This is a genomic window from Nocardiopsis oceanisediminis, from assembly GCF_048595525.1.
In the GTDB taxonomy this organism is placed as follows: Bacteria; Actinomycetota; Actinomycetes; order Streptosporangiales; family Streptosporangiaceae; genus Nocardiopsis_A; species Nocardiopsis_A oceanisediminis.
The window spans coordinates 6,189,513-6,205,319 of record NZ_JAFMZJ010000001.1 but is presented as its reverse complement, the minus strand read 5'-3'; the positions used below and the strand labels follow the sequence as shown (position 1 = coordinate 6,205,319).

Here is a 15,807-nt window from a genome sequence, read left to right as displayed (position 1 = left end):
ACGATGAAGCTGCTCGTGGAGAACCGGTTCGCCCTGCTCGGTCTGGTCGCGATCGCGCTGGCCGCACTGTTCGGGGTGGCCTTCGTCACCCGCCCGGAGCCCGGTGGGGCGACCGGCGGGGGCAGCGCCGAGACGATGCGGGTCGAGTCCGCGCTGCGGGTCTGCCCGCCCGCCCAGGACGACGACCTGCTCACCGAGGCGGCCGCGTTCACCCCGTACCGCGGCGAGGAGGACGGCGAGCTGCTGCTCACCGCCAACCGGGCCAACGCCCGCCGCCTCGCCGAGGGCGAGCTTCCCGGCCAGCTGCTCACCGCCGACGTGAGCGAAGCGGACGAGGGGCGGCACACCGTGCTGCGCGCCGAGGGCGCCTTCGCCGGCGGCCTGGAGGCCGCGCAGACCGCGGTGGCCGAGGACGACGACGCGAGCGCGTCGGTGGTGCGCTGCACCGAGCCCGGTTGGAGCACCTGGTTCACCGCACCCTCGGGCGAGGACCTGAAGAAGCTCACCGTGCACCTGGCCAACGTCGACTCCGGGACCGCGGTGGCCAACGTGGACGTCTACGCCGCCGATGGGCCGATCGCGGAGGAGGAGACCCGGGGCGTGGAGGTCCCCTCGGAGGGCGAGGCCACCGTCGAGCTGGGCGAGCTCACCGAGCTGGGCTCCTCGGGGCGGGCCGTCGCGGTGCACGTGCGCACCGCCTCCGGCCGGGTCGCGGCGTCGCTCTTCGCCGAGCGCTCCAAGGGCGGATCGGAGTGGGCGCCGGCCACCGAGCGCCCCGCGACCCGCCAGGTGGTCGCGGGCGTTCCCGCCGGCGGGGGCTCGCGGACCCTGGTGGTGGCCGCTCCGGGCGACGAGCCGGCCTCGGTCGACGTCCGGCTGTTCGGCCCGGACGGGGAGATCGAGCACGAGGCCCTGGACGACCTGGACGTGCCGCCGGCGGCGTCGGCCGCGCTCAGCCTGGAGGGGCCGCTGGAGAAGCAGGCCGCCACGGTCCTGGTGGAGTCGGACCGGCCGGTGGTGGCCGGGGTGCTGGCGGAGAGGGAGGGCGGCGACGACAGCGCCTACACCGCGGCCGCGCCCGCCCTGGAGGAGGGGCCCGGCGGCACCGCAGCGGTCCCCGCGGACCCGGACGACACCTCGACCGAGCTGCTGGTGGGGGCGGTGGAGCAGGACGCCTCGCTGATCGTCACCCCGGTGGCCGAGGACGGAACCACCGCCGACCCGATGAAGGTGGAGGTCGCCGCGGGCAGCACCGCCGAGGTGGAGGTGGAGTCGCCGAAGGGGGCGCACGCACTCCTGCTGGAGCTGAGCGACGGCTCCGGCCCGGTGCACGCCGCCGCGGTGCTCACCCAGGGCAAGGGCGAGAAGCGCTCCACCGCGGTGCTCCCGGTCCCGCCGGCCCCCGCCGAGGTCCGCCTCCCGCCGGTGGTCGACTCGCTGACCGCACTGCCCTGACCTGCGCCTCCCCGCTCGAAGGGAGCGAGAGGGAGCGAGAGGGCAAGGCCGGTCCCCGTTCCCGGCAGGAGCCGCCCGAGAAGCGAGGCCCCACGGGGCAGGGGTTCAGGCGGGCGGCGACGGCGGAGGTAGGGGCGGAGTGCAGGCGTCGCCCGGGTGCGGCATCTCGCGGAGTGAAGGTTCAGACCGGTGGCGACGGCGGAGGCAGGGGCGGGGCCGGGCGTCTTAACCAGGTGCGGCGCCTCAGGGGGCTGAGGTGCAGGCCGGCGGCGACGGCGGAGGCAGGGGCGGGGCCGGGCGCCTTAACCGGGCGCGGCGCCCCACGGGGTGAAGGCTCAGGCGGGCGGCGACGGCGGAGGAAGGGCCGGGGCCGGGCGTCTCGTCCGGGTGCGGCGCCCCACGGGGCCAAGGTTCAAACCGGCGGTGACGGCGAGGGTAGGAGCGGGGCCGGGCGTCTCGTCCGGGCGCGGCGCCTCACGGGGCCGGGGTTCAGGCGGGCGGCGAGGGCGGGAGCGGGGCCGGGGGCGGCGTTCACCGGTCCGCGCCCAGGCGTCCGGCGGGGGAGAGCGGTGTTCCGGCGGCGGGCACGGGCTCTCCGCGCCAACAGAGGAGGGTTATGTCCGCTATGCCGGGTCGCCGGCGGGGATCGGGCGGGCCGGGGGCGCCCTGCGCACCTCGGCGGCGGCCCCGATGACATCTACCGGCGAGTAGCACCCCCGGAAGCCCCGCCGCCCCCTCCCTGGTCACGCAGAGTGGCCGAAGCGGGGCCCGTCGGGGGGACGAATGCGACATCTCGCCCCCTCGCCGCCCTCCCCGGGGTTCCGGCCCCGCCCTTCCGGCCTTCCCGGCGGCACGGATCCCCGGCTACCGCCCCGATCAGGGCCGTTCGGGCCCCGGGAGGCCCGTTCCGGCCCGGGATGCGCGCCCAGGAATCACCGGGGTGCTCTCGCGGTGCGCAGGGCGCCCCCCGCCACCATCACTGTCCGTGTTTACCCAGGTCAGAGAGGTGCCGGTGGTCACCGAGCGACCCGCCCCGGCGCCGGGGCGACGCGGGCGCGGCGATCCCGCCCCTTCACCCGCCCCCCGCAGGCGCCCCGCTGCCCCGGCCCCCTTCCTGCCCTCGCTGCCTGCCTGTACCCCGCCCCGTGGGGCGCCGCGCCCGACCGACCGGCTGGCACGCCCCCTGCCTTCGCCGCGGGTTTGAACCTTCGCTCTGTGGGGCGCCGCGCCCGGCTGATGCCTCGGCCCCGTCCCTGCCTCTGCCGTCGCCGCTGGCCTGAGCCTTCGCTCTGCGAGACGCCGCGCCCGACCGGCCGGCTGGCATGCCCCCTGCCGTCGCCGCCGGTCTGAGCCTCCACCCCGTGAGGCCCGCGCTCGGCCGAGGCCTCCGCCCCGTCCCTGCCTCTGTCGTTGCCGCAGGTCTGAGCCTTCGCTCTGTGGGGCGCCGCGCCCGGCTGGAGTGCCCGGCCCCGCCCCTTCCTTCGCCGTCGCCGCCCGGTTGAACCTCCACCCTGTGGGGCGCCGCTTCCGACCGGAGCGCCCGACTCCGGCAGGCCGGCCGCTCGCCGGTAGGGGAATCAGGTCGGCGGGGCCACGGGAGGCGGCGCGGGTACGCGTACGGGCACGGGCACGGGACGCCGAGTGGTCTGGGAAGGAGCGCGGGACCGGCCCGTAAAACGGGCAGGGTGCAGCGCCGGAGCGGCCGGGTGGTCCGGCCGGCGGGTCGAGGCGGGTCCCGGGGAGGCGCCCCGGGCCGGGGTCAGCCCCGGGTCTCCGGGTCGACCGTCTCGGGCTCCAGCCCGAGCAGGTTGGCCACTTCCTCGACGACGGTCTCGTAGACCATCAGGGCCATCTCCTCCGGCTCGCGGGTGCGGATCTCCACGGGCCGGCGGTAGACGGTGATGCAGGCCCGGCCGTCGCGGCCGGTCTCCAGGCGGGAGTAGGGGATGCCGTCCTCGGCGGTGACGCCGGGCGGGACCCGGGGTACGTCCTCGACCAGGAACTCCACATTCGCGAGCTCGCGCGACCAGACCCGCTCCAGACGCTCCACCGCGTCCAGCACCAGGTCGTCGAAGACCTGGGCACGGCTTCGGGACAGCGGTGACTCCGGGGGCGCCAAAGGTCCGCGGATTCCGCGGCCGCGGCGGTCCCGGCGTCGGAAGCGGTCGGCCTGAGCCCTCTGTAGGCGCACTCGTCGCACGGTTCGAGAGTATGCCATCGGGGCCCGGAGTGCAGCCCTGGCCCGGGACACGGCGGGGGCCTGCTGGCATCCGTAGGAGGAAAGGAATAGGGTCGGTCCCCGTGAGCGTTGTCCGACGCTGCTCGCGAACCGCGTGCAGACAGCCAGCAGTCTTCACGCTCACCTATGTCTACGCCGACTCCACCGCCGTGCTCGGCCCGCTCGCGGCCTACGTCGAGCCGCACTGCTACGACCTGTGCGCGATGCACGCCGAGCGGCTCACCGCCCCGCGCGGGTGGGAGGTGGTCCGGCTTCCGGCGGACAGCTCCGGCGGTCCGGGCAGCGACGATCTGGAGGCGCTGGCCAACGCGGTGCGCGAGGCGGCCCGCCCCAAAGCGCCGCAGCGCCGCCCGCAGGCGCCCGGCGCGGTGGTCGAGGGCCACGGCAAGGGCCATCTGAGGGTGGTCCGCTCCGACCCCGGCTCCCAGGACCGCCCCACCGGCCAGGACGCCTGACCCGGGCCGCGGCGCCGCGCCCGACCGGGAAACCCCGCCCTCCCCGCGCCGCCGCGGGGAGAACGGGGAGCGAACATCGGGCGACGCCCCTCAGCCCTCGAAGTCGAGGGCGGTCCCGTACAACCGGTTCACCTTCAGCCGGACGACCACCCGCTCCTCGGCGACCAGCCGCTCCAGGAACGCCCGCTCGTCCTCGGGCTCGGCCAGGGTCCGGGCCATCGCGAGCAGTTCCCGCCCGATCCGGTCGCCCGGGACGTCCGTGGTCTCGGAGACCTCGGCCTCGCCCTCGGCGACGGCGAACGACCAGACGTCGCCGCCGGGCACGTGCAGGGCCGCACGCGGGTCGCGCCGCAGGTGCCCGACCTTGATCCGGCCGGCCGTGGTGGAGAACCGCGCGATGCGGGCCGCGGGGTCCCAGGTGTAGGCCATGGTGGTCATATGGGGGTGGCCGCTGCGCTTGACGGTGGCCAGCGTGCCGAACCGCTCTGCCGCCAGCAGCTCGGAGAGGGCGGCATCGGTGAGGGTCCGTGGGGACGGCTGTCGGGTCATGCAGGGATAACCTCCGCCCGTACCCAGGGCATTTCGCGTCCGCCATGGCCGGGACCGGCCACCGCCGCCCCGTGCCGCCGAGGCGCCGTGCCGCTCCGGGGGCCCGGGGCCGGTCTTGTACGTTGGAACCCCGCCGACGGCGGCGGGGCCCGGACAGGATCCGATCAACGAACCGGATGCGGAGCAGCAGTGGGCGACCTCGGCCAGATCTTCAAGGCTTACGACGTGCGCGGCATCGTCCCCGACACCTTCGACTCCACCGTGGCGCGCGCCGTGGGCGCGGCGTTCGCCCGCGTCGCGGACGCGCCGTCGGTGGTCGTCGCGCACGACATGCGGCCCTCCTCCCCGGAGCTCGCCCGCGCCTTCGCCGAGGGCGCGGCCGACCAGGGCACCGACGTGGTGATGGCCGGCCTCGGCTCCACCGACCTGCTCTACTACGCCTCCGGAAGCCTGGACATGCCGGGGGCGATGTTCACCGCCAGCCACAACCCGGCCCAGTACAACGGGATCAAGATGTGCCGGGCCGGCGCCGCCCCGATCGGCGAGGACAGCGGCCTGGCCGAGATCCGCGAGCTGGCCGAGCAGGGCGTGCCCGCCCCCGCCGGGCGGCGCGGCTCCATCACGGAGAAGGAGCTGCTCGCCCCGTACGCGGAGTTCCTCCGGTCGCTGGTCGGCCTCTCCGGGATCCGGCCGCTCAAGGTGGTGGTCGACGCCGGCAACGGCATGGCCGGGCTGACCGTCCCCGCGGTGCTGGGCCCCGACCCGCTCGGCGCGCTGCCGCTGGAGATCACGCCGCTCTACTTCGAGCTGGACGGCACCTTCCCCAACCACCCGGCCAACCCGCTGGACCCGGACAACCTGGTGGACCTGCAGGCGAAGGTGCGGGAGACCGGCGCCGACATCGGGCTGGCCTTCGACGGCGACGCCGACCGCTGCTTCGTCGTCGACGAGCGCGGCGAACCGGTCCCGCCGTCGGCGATCACCGCCCTGGTGGCCGAGCGCGAGCTGGCCGTGCACCCCGGCGCGACGATCATCCACAACCTGATCACCTCCCGCGCGGTCCCGGAGATCATCCGGGAGCAGGGCGGCGTCCCGGTGCGCACCCGCGTCGGCCACTCCTTCATCAAGGGCAGCATGGCCGAGACCGGGGCGGTCTTCGGCGGCGAGCACTCCGCGCACTACTACTTCCGCGACTTCTGGCGGGCCGACACCGGCATGCTGGCCGCGCTGCACGTGCTGGCCGCGCTCGGCGGCGGCACGCAGGGCCTCTCCGAGCTGACCCGGCAATACACTCGGTACGCGGCCTCCGGGGAGATCAACTCCGAGGTCGCCGACCAGGAAGGGCGCACCGCGGCGGCCGAGGCGGAGTTCGGATCCCGCCCCGGGGCCGAGGTGGACCGCCTGGACGGGCTGACCGTCTCCTTCACCGACGGGAGCTGGTTCAACCTGCGGGCGTCCAACACCGAGCCGCTGCTCCGGCTGAACGTCGAGGCGCCCGACACGGCGGGCATGGAGCGGCTCCGCGACGAGGTCCTGGCCGTCGTCCGGGGCTGAGCAGCCCCGCCGCCCTGCCGCGAGCAGGGCCCACAATCCCTCCCCGGGCTCCCCGCCCGGGGCCGTCCCGGAGGTTCACGATGACCGCGAAGATCGACGACTGGCTGCTGGAGATCCTGGCCTGCCCGAAGAGCAAGAAGCCGCTCCGGCTGGACGCCGAGGCCGGCGAGCTGGTCTGCGATGAGAGCGGCCTGGCCTACCCGATCCGGGACGGCATCCCGGTGCTGCTGGTCGACGAGGCGCGCGAGCTCGGCTGATGTCCGGAGCCGTTTTCGACGAGACCCGGTTGGACGGCCCCGGCGCCGACGGCCCGCTCGCCCGGTCGGCCGCCTCCGCGGCCGGACGGCTGCGCGCGGCGCGGTCGGCCGCGCTGGAGGCCGGCCTGGACCGGCTCGCCGAGGACGGGCGGCCGCGGGCCGCGGTCGCGATCGGCTCCGGTACCGGCGGCCTCGCCGCGGAACTGGCCGCCGCGGTGCTCGGACCGGGCTGCCCGGTCCCCTTCTCCCCGGTGCGCGGCCCGCTGCTGCCGGGCTGGGTCTCCTCCTACGACCTGGTCCTGGCCGCCTCCGGGCCGGACGCCGAAGAACCGGTCGTCGGGTGCGCCGCGGAGGCGGTCCGCCGCGGCTGCCGGCTGGTGGCCGCCGGACCTCCGGACGGGCCGCTGCGGCCGCTCGCCGAGCAGGCCCGCGCCCCCTACATCGAGCTGCGCGGCGCCGGAGCCCCCGCGGGCGGTTTCGAACCGGTCTGGGGCCCGGCCGCGGCGCTGCTCAGCGCGGCCGGTGCGGCCGGCCTGCCCGCGCCCGGGAGCGAGGTCTTCGAGGTGGCCGCGGTCCGGCTGGAGCAGACCGCGGTGCGCTGCGCGCCCTCCGTGGAGAGCTGGGAGAACCCGGCGAAGTCGCTGGCCCTGGAACTGGCCGGCACCCTCCCGGTCGCGGTGGGCGGCACCGGGCCGACCGCGTTCGCGGCGGCGCACACGGCGGAGCGCGCCGCGCGCACCGCCGGCTACCCGGTGCTGCACGGGGCGCTGCCGGACGCGCTGGAGCCGGCGGTGCGGCTGGCGAACGGCCCGCTGGGCGGCACCGGGCCGCGGTCCATCTTCGACGACCCGGAGGAGGAGGGGCCGCTCCGCACCCGCCTGCTGCTCTTCCGCGACCCGGGGGAGGAGAGCGAGCGGACCGCCCTCGACCTGCACTCGGCCGAGGCCGCCGCGGCGCGCGGCGGCACGCCGGTGAGCACGGTCTCAGCGGAATCCGGGCATCCGATGGAACGCATGGCCGGTTTGATCGCTCTAACCGATTACGCCACTGTGTACTTAGCCGCGGCTTATGGAGTAGAACCCGTGGCGGAAGAGCACACCGCGGGCTAGCGCCGGCACCACCCCCTGGAGGAGTTCCATGCCCGGTCCCGAATCGCTGTCGCCGAGCGACCCCACCTCGTTCGGCGACTACAGCGTCGTGGGCCGCCTCGGCAAGGGCGGCCAAGGTGTCGTCTACCTCGCGCGCGACACCGAGGGCGAAGAGGTCGCGATCAAGGTCCTCAACGACCAGTGGTCGGAGAACGACGAGCTGCGCAGGCGCTTCGAGAAGGAGGTGCGCGCCGCCCAGAAGGTCGCCTCCTTCTGCACCGCGGCCATCTACGCCGCCCACCTCGACGTCGACCCGCCCTACGTGGTCAGCGAGTACGTGGACGGCCCGTCCCTGCAGGAGGCGGTCGCCCGGCGCGGCCCCCGCCGCGGGGCGGCGCTGCAGCGGCTGGCGGTCAACACCGCGACCGCGCTGGTGGCCATCCACAAGGCGGGCATCGTGCACCGCGACTTCAAGCCGGGCAACGTGCTGCTCGGCGAGGACGGCCCGCGGGTGATCGACTTCGGCATCGCCCGGGTCGACGACGGCACCGCCACGGTCACCAACTCCATCGTCGGCACCCCCTCCTACATGGCCCCCGAGCAGATCGAGGGCACCGGCATCACCGACAAGGTGGACGTGTTCGCCTGGGGCTGCGTGATGGCGTTCGCCTCCACCGGCAACGCGCCGTTCGGCGCGGACAGCGTGCACGCGGTGGTGCACCGGGTGATCAGCTCCCCGCCGTCCCTGGACGGGGTCCCCGACGAGCTGCTGCCCATCGTGCAGCGGTGCCTGGAGAAGAACCCGGACCGCCGGCCCGGCGCCAAGGAGCTGCTGATGCAGCTGCTCGGCCACGACCCGGCGGAGGGCGCCTCGACCGAGGACGTTGTCCGCGAGGGCGAGCGCGCGGCGGAGACCGGTGTGATCAGCGCCGGACCGCTGGTGCAGGGCGGTACCGGGCCGGGCCCGGCGTTCACCGTCAGCGGCCCGCAGGCCCCGATGCACCCGCAGGGCCCGCCGCCGCCCCAGCAGCCCTACCCGCAGGGCCCCACCGGCCCCGGCCGGCCGATGACCGGCCCGCAAGGCGGTTACGCCCCGCCGATGGGCCCGCACACCCCGCCGCCCATGGGGCCGCACACCCCGCCGCCCGGACCGGTCACCCCGCCCCCGATGGGCCCCGGCGTGGTCGGCCCGCCCACCATGGGCCCCAACACCACGATGGGACCGAACGCCTTCGCCGGCCAGGGCGGCCCGGCACCCGCGCCGCAGCGCGAGGACCCGCTGCTCTCGCAGGGCTGGGTGATCCCCGCGGTGCTCATCACGATCATCATCCTGCTGCTGCTCCTGGTCATCATCGCCCTGATGTGACCCTTCCCGGGGCCCGCGCGCGGTCCGCGCCTTTCCGGCGGCCTCAGGCCAGCGACCGGGTCAGCCGGTCCAGGACCCGGGAGACGGCGTCGTCGACGAACGCCTCCACCGCGGGCCAGCGCTCGTCGGCCGAGTCGCCGGGGAGCAGGGTGACGCAGTCGGTGCAGGCGGCGTCGAGCACATCGGCCGGCCCGGCGGTGACCGCCAGCGCCCCCGACGGCGGGTCGCCCACGTCGTGCACCGTGACCAGCAGCTCCACCTCGCGCTCGGCGGCGCACAGCTCCAGCCGGACCCACCGGCACTCCGGTCCCGGCGTGAACAGGGCCCGCTCGGCGGCCCCGGCGCAGCGCTCGCGCACCGCGCCGTCCGCGGTGTCCGCCGCCGAGACCGACACCCGGGCGCCCGGCTCCACCTCGCGCAGCACCAGCCCGATGGGGCCGGTGCGGTGCCGCAGGTGCCGGTGGACCCTGCGGTGCATCGCAGCGGCCAGCGGCCCGACCAGCGGCGGCTCGGCCTGCGGAGGAACCACCCCGGCGGGCCCGCTGAGCCGGGCGCGCAGCTCGGCGGTGGCCAGGTCCGCGACGACCTCGGCCAGGGCGGGCAGCGCCTCCGGGGCGGCCAGCGCCTCCTCCAGCCGGCCGCCGATCCGCCGGTCGGCGGCCAGCGGCGGGTACCCGGCGCGGAGCAGGGAGAGCGAGGCCAGCGCCCACGGCAGCGGGCGCAGGTGCGGGGCGGGCGGCTCGCCGCCGCCCATCGCCCGCGAGGTCTCCAGGAAGGACCGGGCGGCGCGCAGCACCGGGTGCTCCTCGGAGGAGGCGGCCTCGGCCGCCGCGGCGGCCACCCGCTCCGGACCGGGCAGCGGCGGGTCGAAGTCGGGGATGCGCCGGGCCAGCGCCCCCAGGTGGCCGGCGGTGAGCCGGCCGGAGCGGTCCTCGTCGGCCAGCGCGCACAGCGCGTCGGCGTCCAGACCGGAGCGGGAGGCGGACCCCGGCCGGCCGGCCAGCGCGCGCAGCTCGCGCACGTGCCGCTCGAACACCGGCCGCAGCGCCTCGCCGCCCTCCCCGGCGGCCCGGTTCCGGTGCCGCTCGCACCAGAGGCGGTGCAGCCGGTCCAGGATGCCCAACCGCCGGTCGAGCCCGGTCGGCGCACGGGGGGCGGGGCGGAGACCACTTCGGCTGTCCACGTCTGCCAACCTAACCCGGCCGCCCGCGGCGGAAACCGGCCCCGGCCCGATTCCCGGGGAAAGCTCCGGATCCGGCCACCGGCCTTGCGCGCGGAGGGGCCGACCGGTATCCGAACGGCGGTCCGGGGTTCAACCGGTGGACGCCGACCGGTAACGGGGCGGGGGAAGGATGGCCGGTCGTCCCCAGTTCCCCGCGCGCGAAAGCGAGCCCCTCACCCGTGCAGCAGACCGCAGCCCCCGACGCCGCCCGCGCGCGCCCGCCGGCCCCGCGGCCGGGCCGTCCGGCGGACGGCGCGCACCGGCCGGAGATCGACGGGCTGCGCGCGGTCGCGGTGCTGCTGGTCGCCGCCTACCACGTATGGTTCGGCCGGGTCTCCGGCGGTGTGGACGTCTTCCTCATGCTCACCGGCTTCCTCATCACCGGCTCGCTGGTCCGCTCGGTGGAGCGCGGATCGGGCGTCCGGTTCGGCGCGTTCCTGGCCCGGCTCGCCGCGCGGCTGGTGCCGACGGCGGCCGTGGTGCTGGGCGCGGTGCTGGCCGGCGCCCGGCTGCTGCTGCCCGAGGACCACTGGCACGACCTGATCGCCCAGACCTGGGCGGCCGCGCTCTACCACCTCAACTGGACCCTGGCCCTGGACGCGGTGGACTACCTGGCCCGGGACGACGCCACCAGCCCGGTGCAGCACTTCTGGTCGCTCTCCATCCAGGGCCAGTTCTACCTGCTCTGGCCGGTGCTGATCGCGGCCGCGGCCTGGCTGGGCCGCCGGTTCGGGGCCGGGGTCCGCCCCGCCGTCCTGGCGGCGCTGGCCGCGGTGTTCGCCGGATCGCTGGCCTACTCGGTCCGGATCACCGCGGCCGACCAGCCGTGGGCCTACTTCGACACCGGGGCCCGGCTGTGGGAGTTCGCGCTGGGCGGCGCGCTCGCGCTGCTGCTGGGCCGGCTGGACCCGCCGCGCCGGGCCCGGGTCGCGCTGGGCTGGCTGGGGCTGGCCGCGCTGGTCTCCTGCGGCCTGCTGCTCCAGGTCTCCACGCTCTTCCCCGGCTACGTCGCGCTCTGGCCGACGCTGGCCGCCGCGGCGGTCGTCACCGCAGGCACCAGCGGCTCGCGGTTGGGCGCCGACCGGCTGCTCACCCTGCGGCCGCTGCGCTACCTCGGCTCCATCTCCTACGCGCTGTACCTGTGGCACTGGCCGGTCCTGGTGTTCTACCTGCACGCCACGGACCGGACGCTGGCCGGCCCGTACGGCGGCGCCGCGGTGCTGGCCGCCTCGGTCGCCCTGGCGGCGGCGACCACCCCGGTCGCCGACCGGCTGGCCCGGATCGGCCGGGCTGCCCCGGCGGCACCGCGCCGGGCGCTGCTCAAGGGGCCCGCGGTCGCGCTGGCCTGCCTGCTCCCGGTTCTGGTCGCGGCGGGCGCCTGGTCCGGCCGGCTGGCCGCCGAGCAGCGCGCCCAGGAGGCGCTGCTGGCCGACGCCTCCCGCTACCCCGGGGCGGCCGCGCTGGCCGGCGGGGGCGACGGCAGCGCGGAGCGCCCGATGCCGGTCTACCCGGCCCCGGCCGAGGCCGCGGACGACGTCCCGGTCACCTACGCCGACGGGTGCAACCAGTCCACCACCGACGCCGAGGTGCTCACCTGCGTCTACGGCGCGGAGGACGCGGAGCGCACCATCGCGCTGGTCGGCGGTTCGCACGCGGCGCACTGGTTCCCGGCGCTGGAGGAGATCGCCGAGCGGCGGGACTGGCGGATCGTCAACATGGTCAAGGGCGCCTGCCTGTTCACCGACGCCCCGCAGACCTACAAGGGCGAGCCCTACACCTCCTGCCGCGAGTGGAACCGCGGCGCGGTGGCGGAGCTGGCCGGGCTCCGGCCGGACGCGGTGTTCACCACCGGCACCACCACCAGCCTGGACACCTCGGCGGGCTTCGGCGAGGAGGAGGTGGTCGACGGCTACCTGGACCGGTGGCGGGAGCTGGAGGAGCTGGGCATCGACGTGATCGCGGTCCGGGACACCCCGCGGCTCGGCTTCGACGCGCCGGAGTGCCTGGCCGGCGGGGAACCGGAGGAGTGCACCGTCGCCCCGGACGTCTCCATGGCCGCCGAGTCGCCGCTGGAGCGGACCGCCGGGCTGCCGGGCAACGTCGTCCCGCTGGACCTCACCGACCTGCTGTGCACCGCCGGGGAGTGCCCCGCGGTCGTCGGCAACGTGCTGGTCTACTGGGACGGCAGCCACATCGGCGCCACCTACATGCGGACCATGGCCCCCGAGCTGGAGCGCCGCATCCTCGACGCCACCGGCTGGTGACGCCCTCCCGCCCGCCCGGGCGGGTCAGGGGCCGCCGCGGGCGCGCAGCAGCCGGAGCGCCTTCTGCTTCTCGAAGTCCATCGCGCGGGCCGGCGGCGGCGCCAGCCGGCCCAGCCGCTCGCCGTAGGAGCGCACCGCCGCCAGCGTCTCCGGTTCGGCCAGCACCCGCAGGGCGAAGGCGAGCGCGGCGGGCGCCACGTCGAAGCCGCGCTCCAGCTCCAGCCCGGCCGCGATGGTGCGCAGGTCCTCGGGGGAGAACCGGCGGTGCCGGTGGCCCCGGCCGGTCGGCTGCTCCTTGGTGACCGGGAGCAGGCCGAGCCCTTCGCGGTAGCGCAGGCTGCGCGCGCTCACCCCGAGCGCATCGGCGGCCGCCGAGATCGGCACCGCCCCGGCGTCGGCGGAGCCTGCGCCCCGGTTCTCGGGCATCGCCTCGTCCTCCCAGGTCAACGGGCTTTCAGCGGGGTGCGGCGGAAGGTCCCCGGACCGACCCTAGCCGAGGAACGGGCCGGTTCCGGCGAATCTGACAAAGCAGCGTCAATCTCGGCCGCCGGGGCGTGCCGGGGTCCGCGGGGCGCGTCTAGACTCGGTCCGCATCCACCTGAGGAGTGAGCACACGCATGTCATTCGACTTCAAGGTCGCCGATCTGTCCCTGGCCGACTTCGGCCGCAAGGAGATCACCCTCGCCGAGCACGAGATGCCCGGCCTGATGGCCCTCCGTGCCGAGTACGGCGACTCCAAGCCCCTCCAGGGCGCGCGCATCATGGGGTCGCTGCACATGACCGTGCAGACCGCCGTCCTCATCGAGACCCTCGTCGCGCTGGGCGCCGAGGTCCGGTGGGTCAGCTGCAACATCTTCTCCACCCAGGACCACGCCGCGGCCGCGGCCGTCGTCGGCCCGGACGGCACCGTCGACGACCCCAAGGGCGTCCCGGTCTTCGCCTGGAAGGGCGAGACCCTGGAAGAGTACTGGTGGTGCACCGAGCAGGCGCTGACCTGGCCGGGCGCCGACGGCCCGAACATGATCCTGGACGACGGCGGCGACGCCACCATGCTGGTGCACAAGGGCAAGGAGTTCGAGGAGGCCGGCGCGGTCCCCGACCCCTCCACCGCCGACTCCGACGAGTTCCGGGTCTTCCTCACCCTGCTCCAGGAGAGCCTCAAGGCCGACAAGGGCAAGTGGACCCGGATCGCCGCCGGGATCAAGGGCGTCTCCGAGGAGACCACCACCGGCGTGCACCGCCTCTACGAGATGGCCCGCGAGGACAAGCTGCTCTTCCCGGCGATCAACGTCAACGACGCGGTCACCAAGAGCAAGTTCGACAACAAGTACGGCATCCGCCACTCGCTGCCGGACGGCATCATGCGCGCCACCGACGTGATGATCGGCGGCAAGGTCGCGGTCGTCTGCGGCTACGGCGACGTCGGCAAGGGCTCCGCCGAGGCGCTGCGCGGCCAGGGCGCCCGGGTCATCGTCACCGAGATCGACCCGATCAACGCCCTGCAGGCGGCGATGGACGGCTACCAGGTGGACCGGCTGGACGACGTCGTCGGCGAGGGCGACATCTTCATCACCACCACCGGCAACTTCGACATCATCACCGCCTCGCACATGGCGCGGATGAAGCACCAGGCGATCGTCGGCAACGTCGGCCACTTCGACAACGAGATCGACATGGCCGGCCTGGAGAAGATCGACGGCATCGCCAAGGAGGAGATCAAGCCGCAGGTCCACACCTGGACCTTCCCGGACGGGCACGCGGTGATCGTGCTCAGCGAGGGCCGGCTGCTCAACCTGGGCAACGCCACCGGCCACCCCAGCTTCGTGATGTCCAACAGCTTCACCAACCAGGTGCTCGCCCAGATCGAGCTGTTCGCCAAGACCGACGAGTACCCGATCGGCGTCTACACCCTGCCGAAGCTGCTCGACGAGAAGGTCGCCCGGCTCCACCTGGACGCCCTCGGCGTGAAGCTCACCGAGCTCACCAAGGAGCAGGCCGCCTACATCGGCGTCGACGTGGCCGGGCCGTACAAGCCCGACCACTACCGGTACTGATCGGGCGGCGCACGGCACCACCCGATGGCACCTCCTGAGTACGACGTCGCGGACCTCGGCCTCGCAGCGGCCGGGGTCCGCCGCGTCGAATGGGCCGAGCGCGCGATGCCCGCGCTGCGCCGCGTCCGCGAGCGGTTCGCCGCGGAGCGGCCGCTGGACGGGCTGCGCGTGGCCGCCTGCATGCACGTGACGGCCGAGACCGCGAACCTGCTGCGCACCCTGGCCGCGGGCGGCGCGGACATCGCGCTGGCCGCCTCCAACCCGATGTCCACCCAGGACGACACGGCCGCCGCGCTGGTCGCCGAGTACGGGGTGGAGGTCTTCGCGCGGGCCGGCATGGACCCGGCGACCTACGACCGGAACCTGGCGGCGGTGCTGGAGCGCCGCCCGCACCTGCTCCTGGACGACGGCTGCGACCTGGTCAACATCGCCCACCTGGAGCGTCCGGAGCTGATCGGGGAGGCGTTCGGCGGCTGCGAGCAGACCACCACCGGGGTGATCCGGCTGCGCCGGATGAGCGCGGAGGGCGCGCTGCGGCTGCCCATGGTCGCGGTCAACGACACCGCCACCAAGCGGATGTTCGACAACCGCTACGGCACCGGGCAGTCCACCATCGACGGCATCCTGCGCGCCACCAACGCCATGCTGGCCGGGCGCACCGTGGTGGTGGCGGGGTTCGGCCACTGCGGCAGCGGCCTGGCCGAGCGGGCCCGCGGCATGGGCGCCCGGGTCGTGGTCACCGAGGTCGACCCGGTCAAGGCGCTGGACGCGGTGATGCAGGGCTTCACCGTGCTGCCGATGGACCGGGCCGCCCGGATCGGCGACGTGCTGGTCACGGTGACCGGCAACCGGGACGTGATCCGCGCCGAGCACATCGCGGCGCTCAAGGACGGCGCGGTACTGGCCAACTCCGGCCACTTCGACGTGGAGATCGACCTGGCGGCGCTGGAGTCGCTGGCGGTGGAGGTCCGCCGCGAGGTCCGCCCGCACACCGACGAGTACGTGCTGGCCGACGGGCGCAGGGTGGTGCTGCTGGCCGAGGGGCGCCTGGTCAACCTGGGCGCGGCCGAGGGGCACCCGGCCGCGGTGATGGACATGTCCTTCTCCGGGCAGGCCCTCACCGTCGCCTGGCTGGCCCGCAACCGGGGCACCCTGGAACCGGGCGTGCACGAGGTACCCGCCGACATCGACACCGAGGTCGCCCGCCTGGAGCTGGACGCGCTCGGCGTCGGCATCGACGCCCTCACCGCGGGCCAGCAGGACTACCTCAACTCCTGGCGGCCCTGAGGCCGCCGAGCGGGAGG

General features: G+C 75.4%; 13 protein-coding genes. 9 read left to right on the top strand and 4 right to left on the bottom strand.

Annotated elements, in window-relative coordinates:
- Nucleotides 1–3 precede the first annotated feature (3 nt).
- Nucleotides 4–1,455 carry a DUF5719 family protein gene (locus J0910_RS27015; RefSeq protein WP_420161351.1) on the top strand — a complete coding sequence of 484 codons (1,452 nt, stop codon included), beginning with the start codon at nt 4–6 and terminating at the stop codon, nt 1,453–1,455.
- A 1,759-nt stretch (nt 1,456–3,214) separates the two neighbouring features.
- On the opposite strand, the gene J0910_RS27010 is transcribed toward J0910_RS27015, so the two are convergent.
- On the bottom strand, nt 3,215–3,673 hold the full coding sequence (locus J0910_RS27010) for a metallopeptidase family protein (protein ID WP_184392377.1): 459 nt from the start codon (nt 3,671–3,673) through the stop codon (nt 3,215–3,217).
- Between the two features lie 83 nt (nt 3,674–3,756).
- On the opposite strand from J0910_RS27010, the gene J0910_RS27005 reads away from it, so the two are divergent.
- On the top strand, nt 3,757–4,149 hold the full coding sequence (locus J0910_RS27005; RefSeq protein WP_420161350.1) for a DUF3499 domain-containing protein: 393 nt from the start codon (nt 3,757–3,759) through the stop codon (nt 4,147–4,149).
- A gap of 90 nt (nt 4,150–4,239) precedes the next feature.
- Here the strand turns inward: J0910_RS27005 and J0910_RS27000 are convergent, their stop codons facing one another.
- Nucleotides 4,240–4,698 carry a PPOX class F420-dependent oxidoreductase gene (locus J0910_RS27000; protein WP_420161349.1) on the bottom strand — a complete coding sequence of 153 codons (459 nt, stop codon included), beginning with the start codon at nt 4,696–4,698 and terminating at the stop codon, nt 4,240–4,242.
- Between the two features lie 189 nt (nt 4,699–4,887).
- On the opposite strand from J0910_RS27000, the gene J0910_RS26995 reads away from it, so the two are divergent.
- The 4 genes from J0910_RS26995 to J0910_RS26980 all read left to right on the top strand — a co-directional run bounded on the left by J0910_RS26995 (nt 4,888) and on the right by J0910_RS26980 (nt 8,963).
- Nucleotides 4,888–6,252 carry a phosphomannomutase/phosphoglucomutase gene (locus tag J0910_RS26995; RefSeq protein WP_420161348.1) on the top strand — a complete coding sequence of 455 codons (1,365 nt, stop codon included), beginning with the start codon at nt 4,888–4,890 and terminating at the stop codon, nt 6,250–6,252.
- Between the two features lie 80 nt (nt 6,253–6,332).
- Complete coding sequence (locus J0910_RS26990; protein ID WP_420161347.1) at nt 6,333–6,509, top strand: Trm112 family protein; 177 nt, start codon at nt 6,333–6,335, stop codon at nt 6,507–6,509.
- Nucleotides 6,509–7,618 (top strand): SIS domain-containing protein, encoded by a 1,110-nt coding sequence (locus J0910_RS26985; RefSeq protein WP_420161346.1) that lies wholly within the window; start codon nt 6,509–6,511, stop codon nt 7,616–7,618. The genes J0910_RS26990 and J0910_RS26985 overlap by 1 nt, the downstream gene beginning before the upstream one ends.
- Before the next feature lie 28 nt (nt 7,619–7,646).
- A complete protein-coding gene (locus J0910_RS26980) occupies nt 7,647–8,963 on the top strand; it encodes a serine/threonine-protein kinase (protein WP_420161345.1) in 1,317 nt (438 codons plus the stop codon).
- 43 nt (nt 8,964–9,006) lie between these two features.
- On the opposite strand, the gene J0910_RS26975 is transcribed toward J0910_RS26980, so the two are convergent.
- Nucleotides 9,007–10,146 carry a hypothetical protein gene (locus J0910_RS26975; protein WP_420161344.1) on the bottom strand — a complete coding sequence of 380 codons (1,140 nt, stop codon included), beginning with the start codon at nt 10,144–10,146 and terminating at the stop codon, nt 9,007–9,009.
- A 218-nt stretch (nt 10,147–10,364) separates the two neighbouring features.
- Here J0910_RS26975 and J0910_RS26970 point away from each other — a divergent pair, with 218 nt between their 5' ends.
- Complete coding sequence (locus J0910_RS26970; protein WP_420161343.1) at nt 10,365–12,449, top strand: acyltransferase family protein; 2,085 nt, start codon at nt 10,365–10,367, stop codon at nt 12,447–12,449.
- 24 nt (nt 12,450–12,473) lie between these two features.
- On the opposite strand, the gene J0910_RS26965 is transcribed toward J0910_RS26970, so the two are convergent.
- Nucleotides 12,474–12,875 (bottom strand): MerR family transcriptional regulator, encoded by a 402-nt coding sequence (locus J0910_RS26965; RefSeq protein ID WP_420161342.1) that lies wholly within the window; start codon nt 12,873–12,875, stop codon nt 12,474–12,476.
- Nucleotides 12,876–13,066: 191 nt separating this feature from the next.
- On the opposite strand from J0910_RS26965, the gene ahcY (J0910_RS26960) reads away from it, so the two are divergent.
- Together ahcY (J0910_RS26960) and ahcY (J0910_RS26955) are read left to right on the top strand one after the other, a co-directional pair.
- Nucleotides 13,067–14,503 (top strand): adenosylhomocysteinase, encoded by a 1,437-nt coding sequence (gene ahcY, locus J0910_RS26960; protein ID WP_420161341.1) that lies wholly within the window; start codon nt 13,067–13,069, stop codon nt 14,501–14,503.
- Nucleotides 14,504–14,527: 24 nt separating this feature from the next.
- On the top strand, nt 14,528–15,790 hold the full coding sequence (gene ahcY, locus J0910_RS26955) for an adenosylhomocysteinase (protein ID WP_420161340.1): 1,263 nt from the start codon (nt 14,528–14,530) through the stop codon (nt 15,788–15,790).
- Nucleotides 15,791–15,807 lie beyond the last annotated feature (17 nt).

Excerpts from the sequence above, each read along its gene's own strand:
- J0910_RS27010 (WP_184392377.1), bottom strand. The coding sequence starts at position 3,673 with ATGGCATACTCTCGAACCGTGCGACGAGTGCGCCTACAGAGGGCTCAG.
- J0910_RS26965 (WP_420161342.1), bottom strand. The coding sequence starts at position 12,875 with ATGCCCGAGAACCGGGGCGCAGGCTCCGCCGACGCCGGGGCGGTGCCG.
- J0910_RS26990 (WP_420161347.1), top strand. The coding sequence starts at position 6,333 with ATGACCGCGAAGATCGACGACTGGCTGCTGGAGATCCTGGCCTGCCCG.
- J0910_RS26985 (WP_420161346.1), top strand. The coding sequence starts at position 6,509 with ATGTCCGGAGCCGTTTTCGACGAGACCCGGTTGGACGGCCCCGGCGCC.
- ahcY (WP_420161341.1), top strand. The coding sequence starts at position 13,067 with ATGTCATTCGACTTCAAGGTCGCCGATCTGTCCCTGGCCGACTTCGGC.
- J0910_RS26980 (WP_420161345.1), top strand. The coding sequence starts at position 7,647 with ATGCCCGGTCCCGAATCGCTGTCGCCGAGCGACCCCACCTCGTTCGGC.
- J0910_RS27015 (WP_420161351.1), top strand. The coding sequence starts at position 4 with ATGAAGCTGCTCGTGGAGAACCGGTTCGCCCTGCTCGGTCTGGTCGCG.
- J0910_RS27000 (WP_420161349.1), bottom strand. The coding sequence starts at position 4,698 with ATGACCCGACAGCCGTCCCCACGGACCCTCACCGATGCCGCCCTCTCC.
- ahcY (WP_420161340.1), top strand. The coding sequence starts at position 14,528 with ATGGCACCTCCTGAGTACGACGTCGCGGACCTCGGCCTCGCAGCGGCC.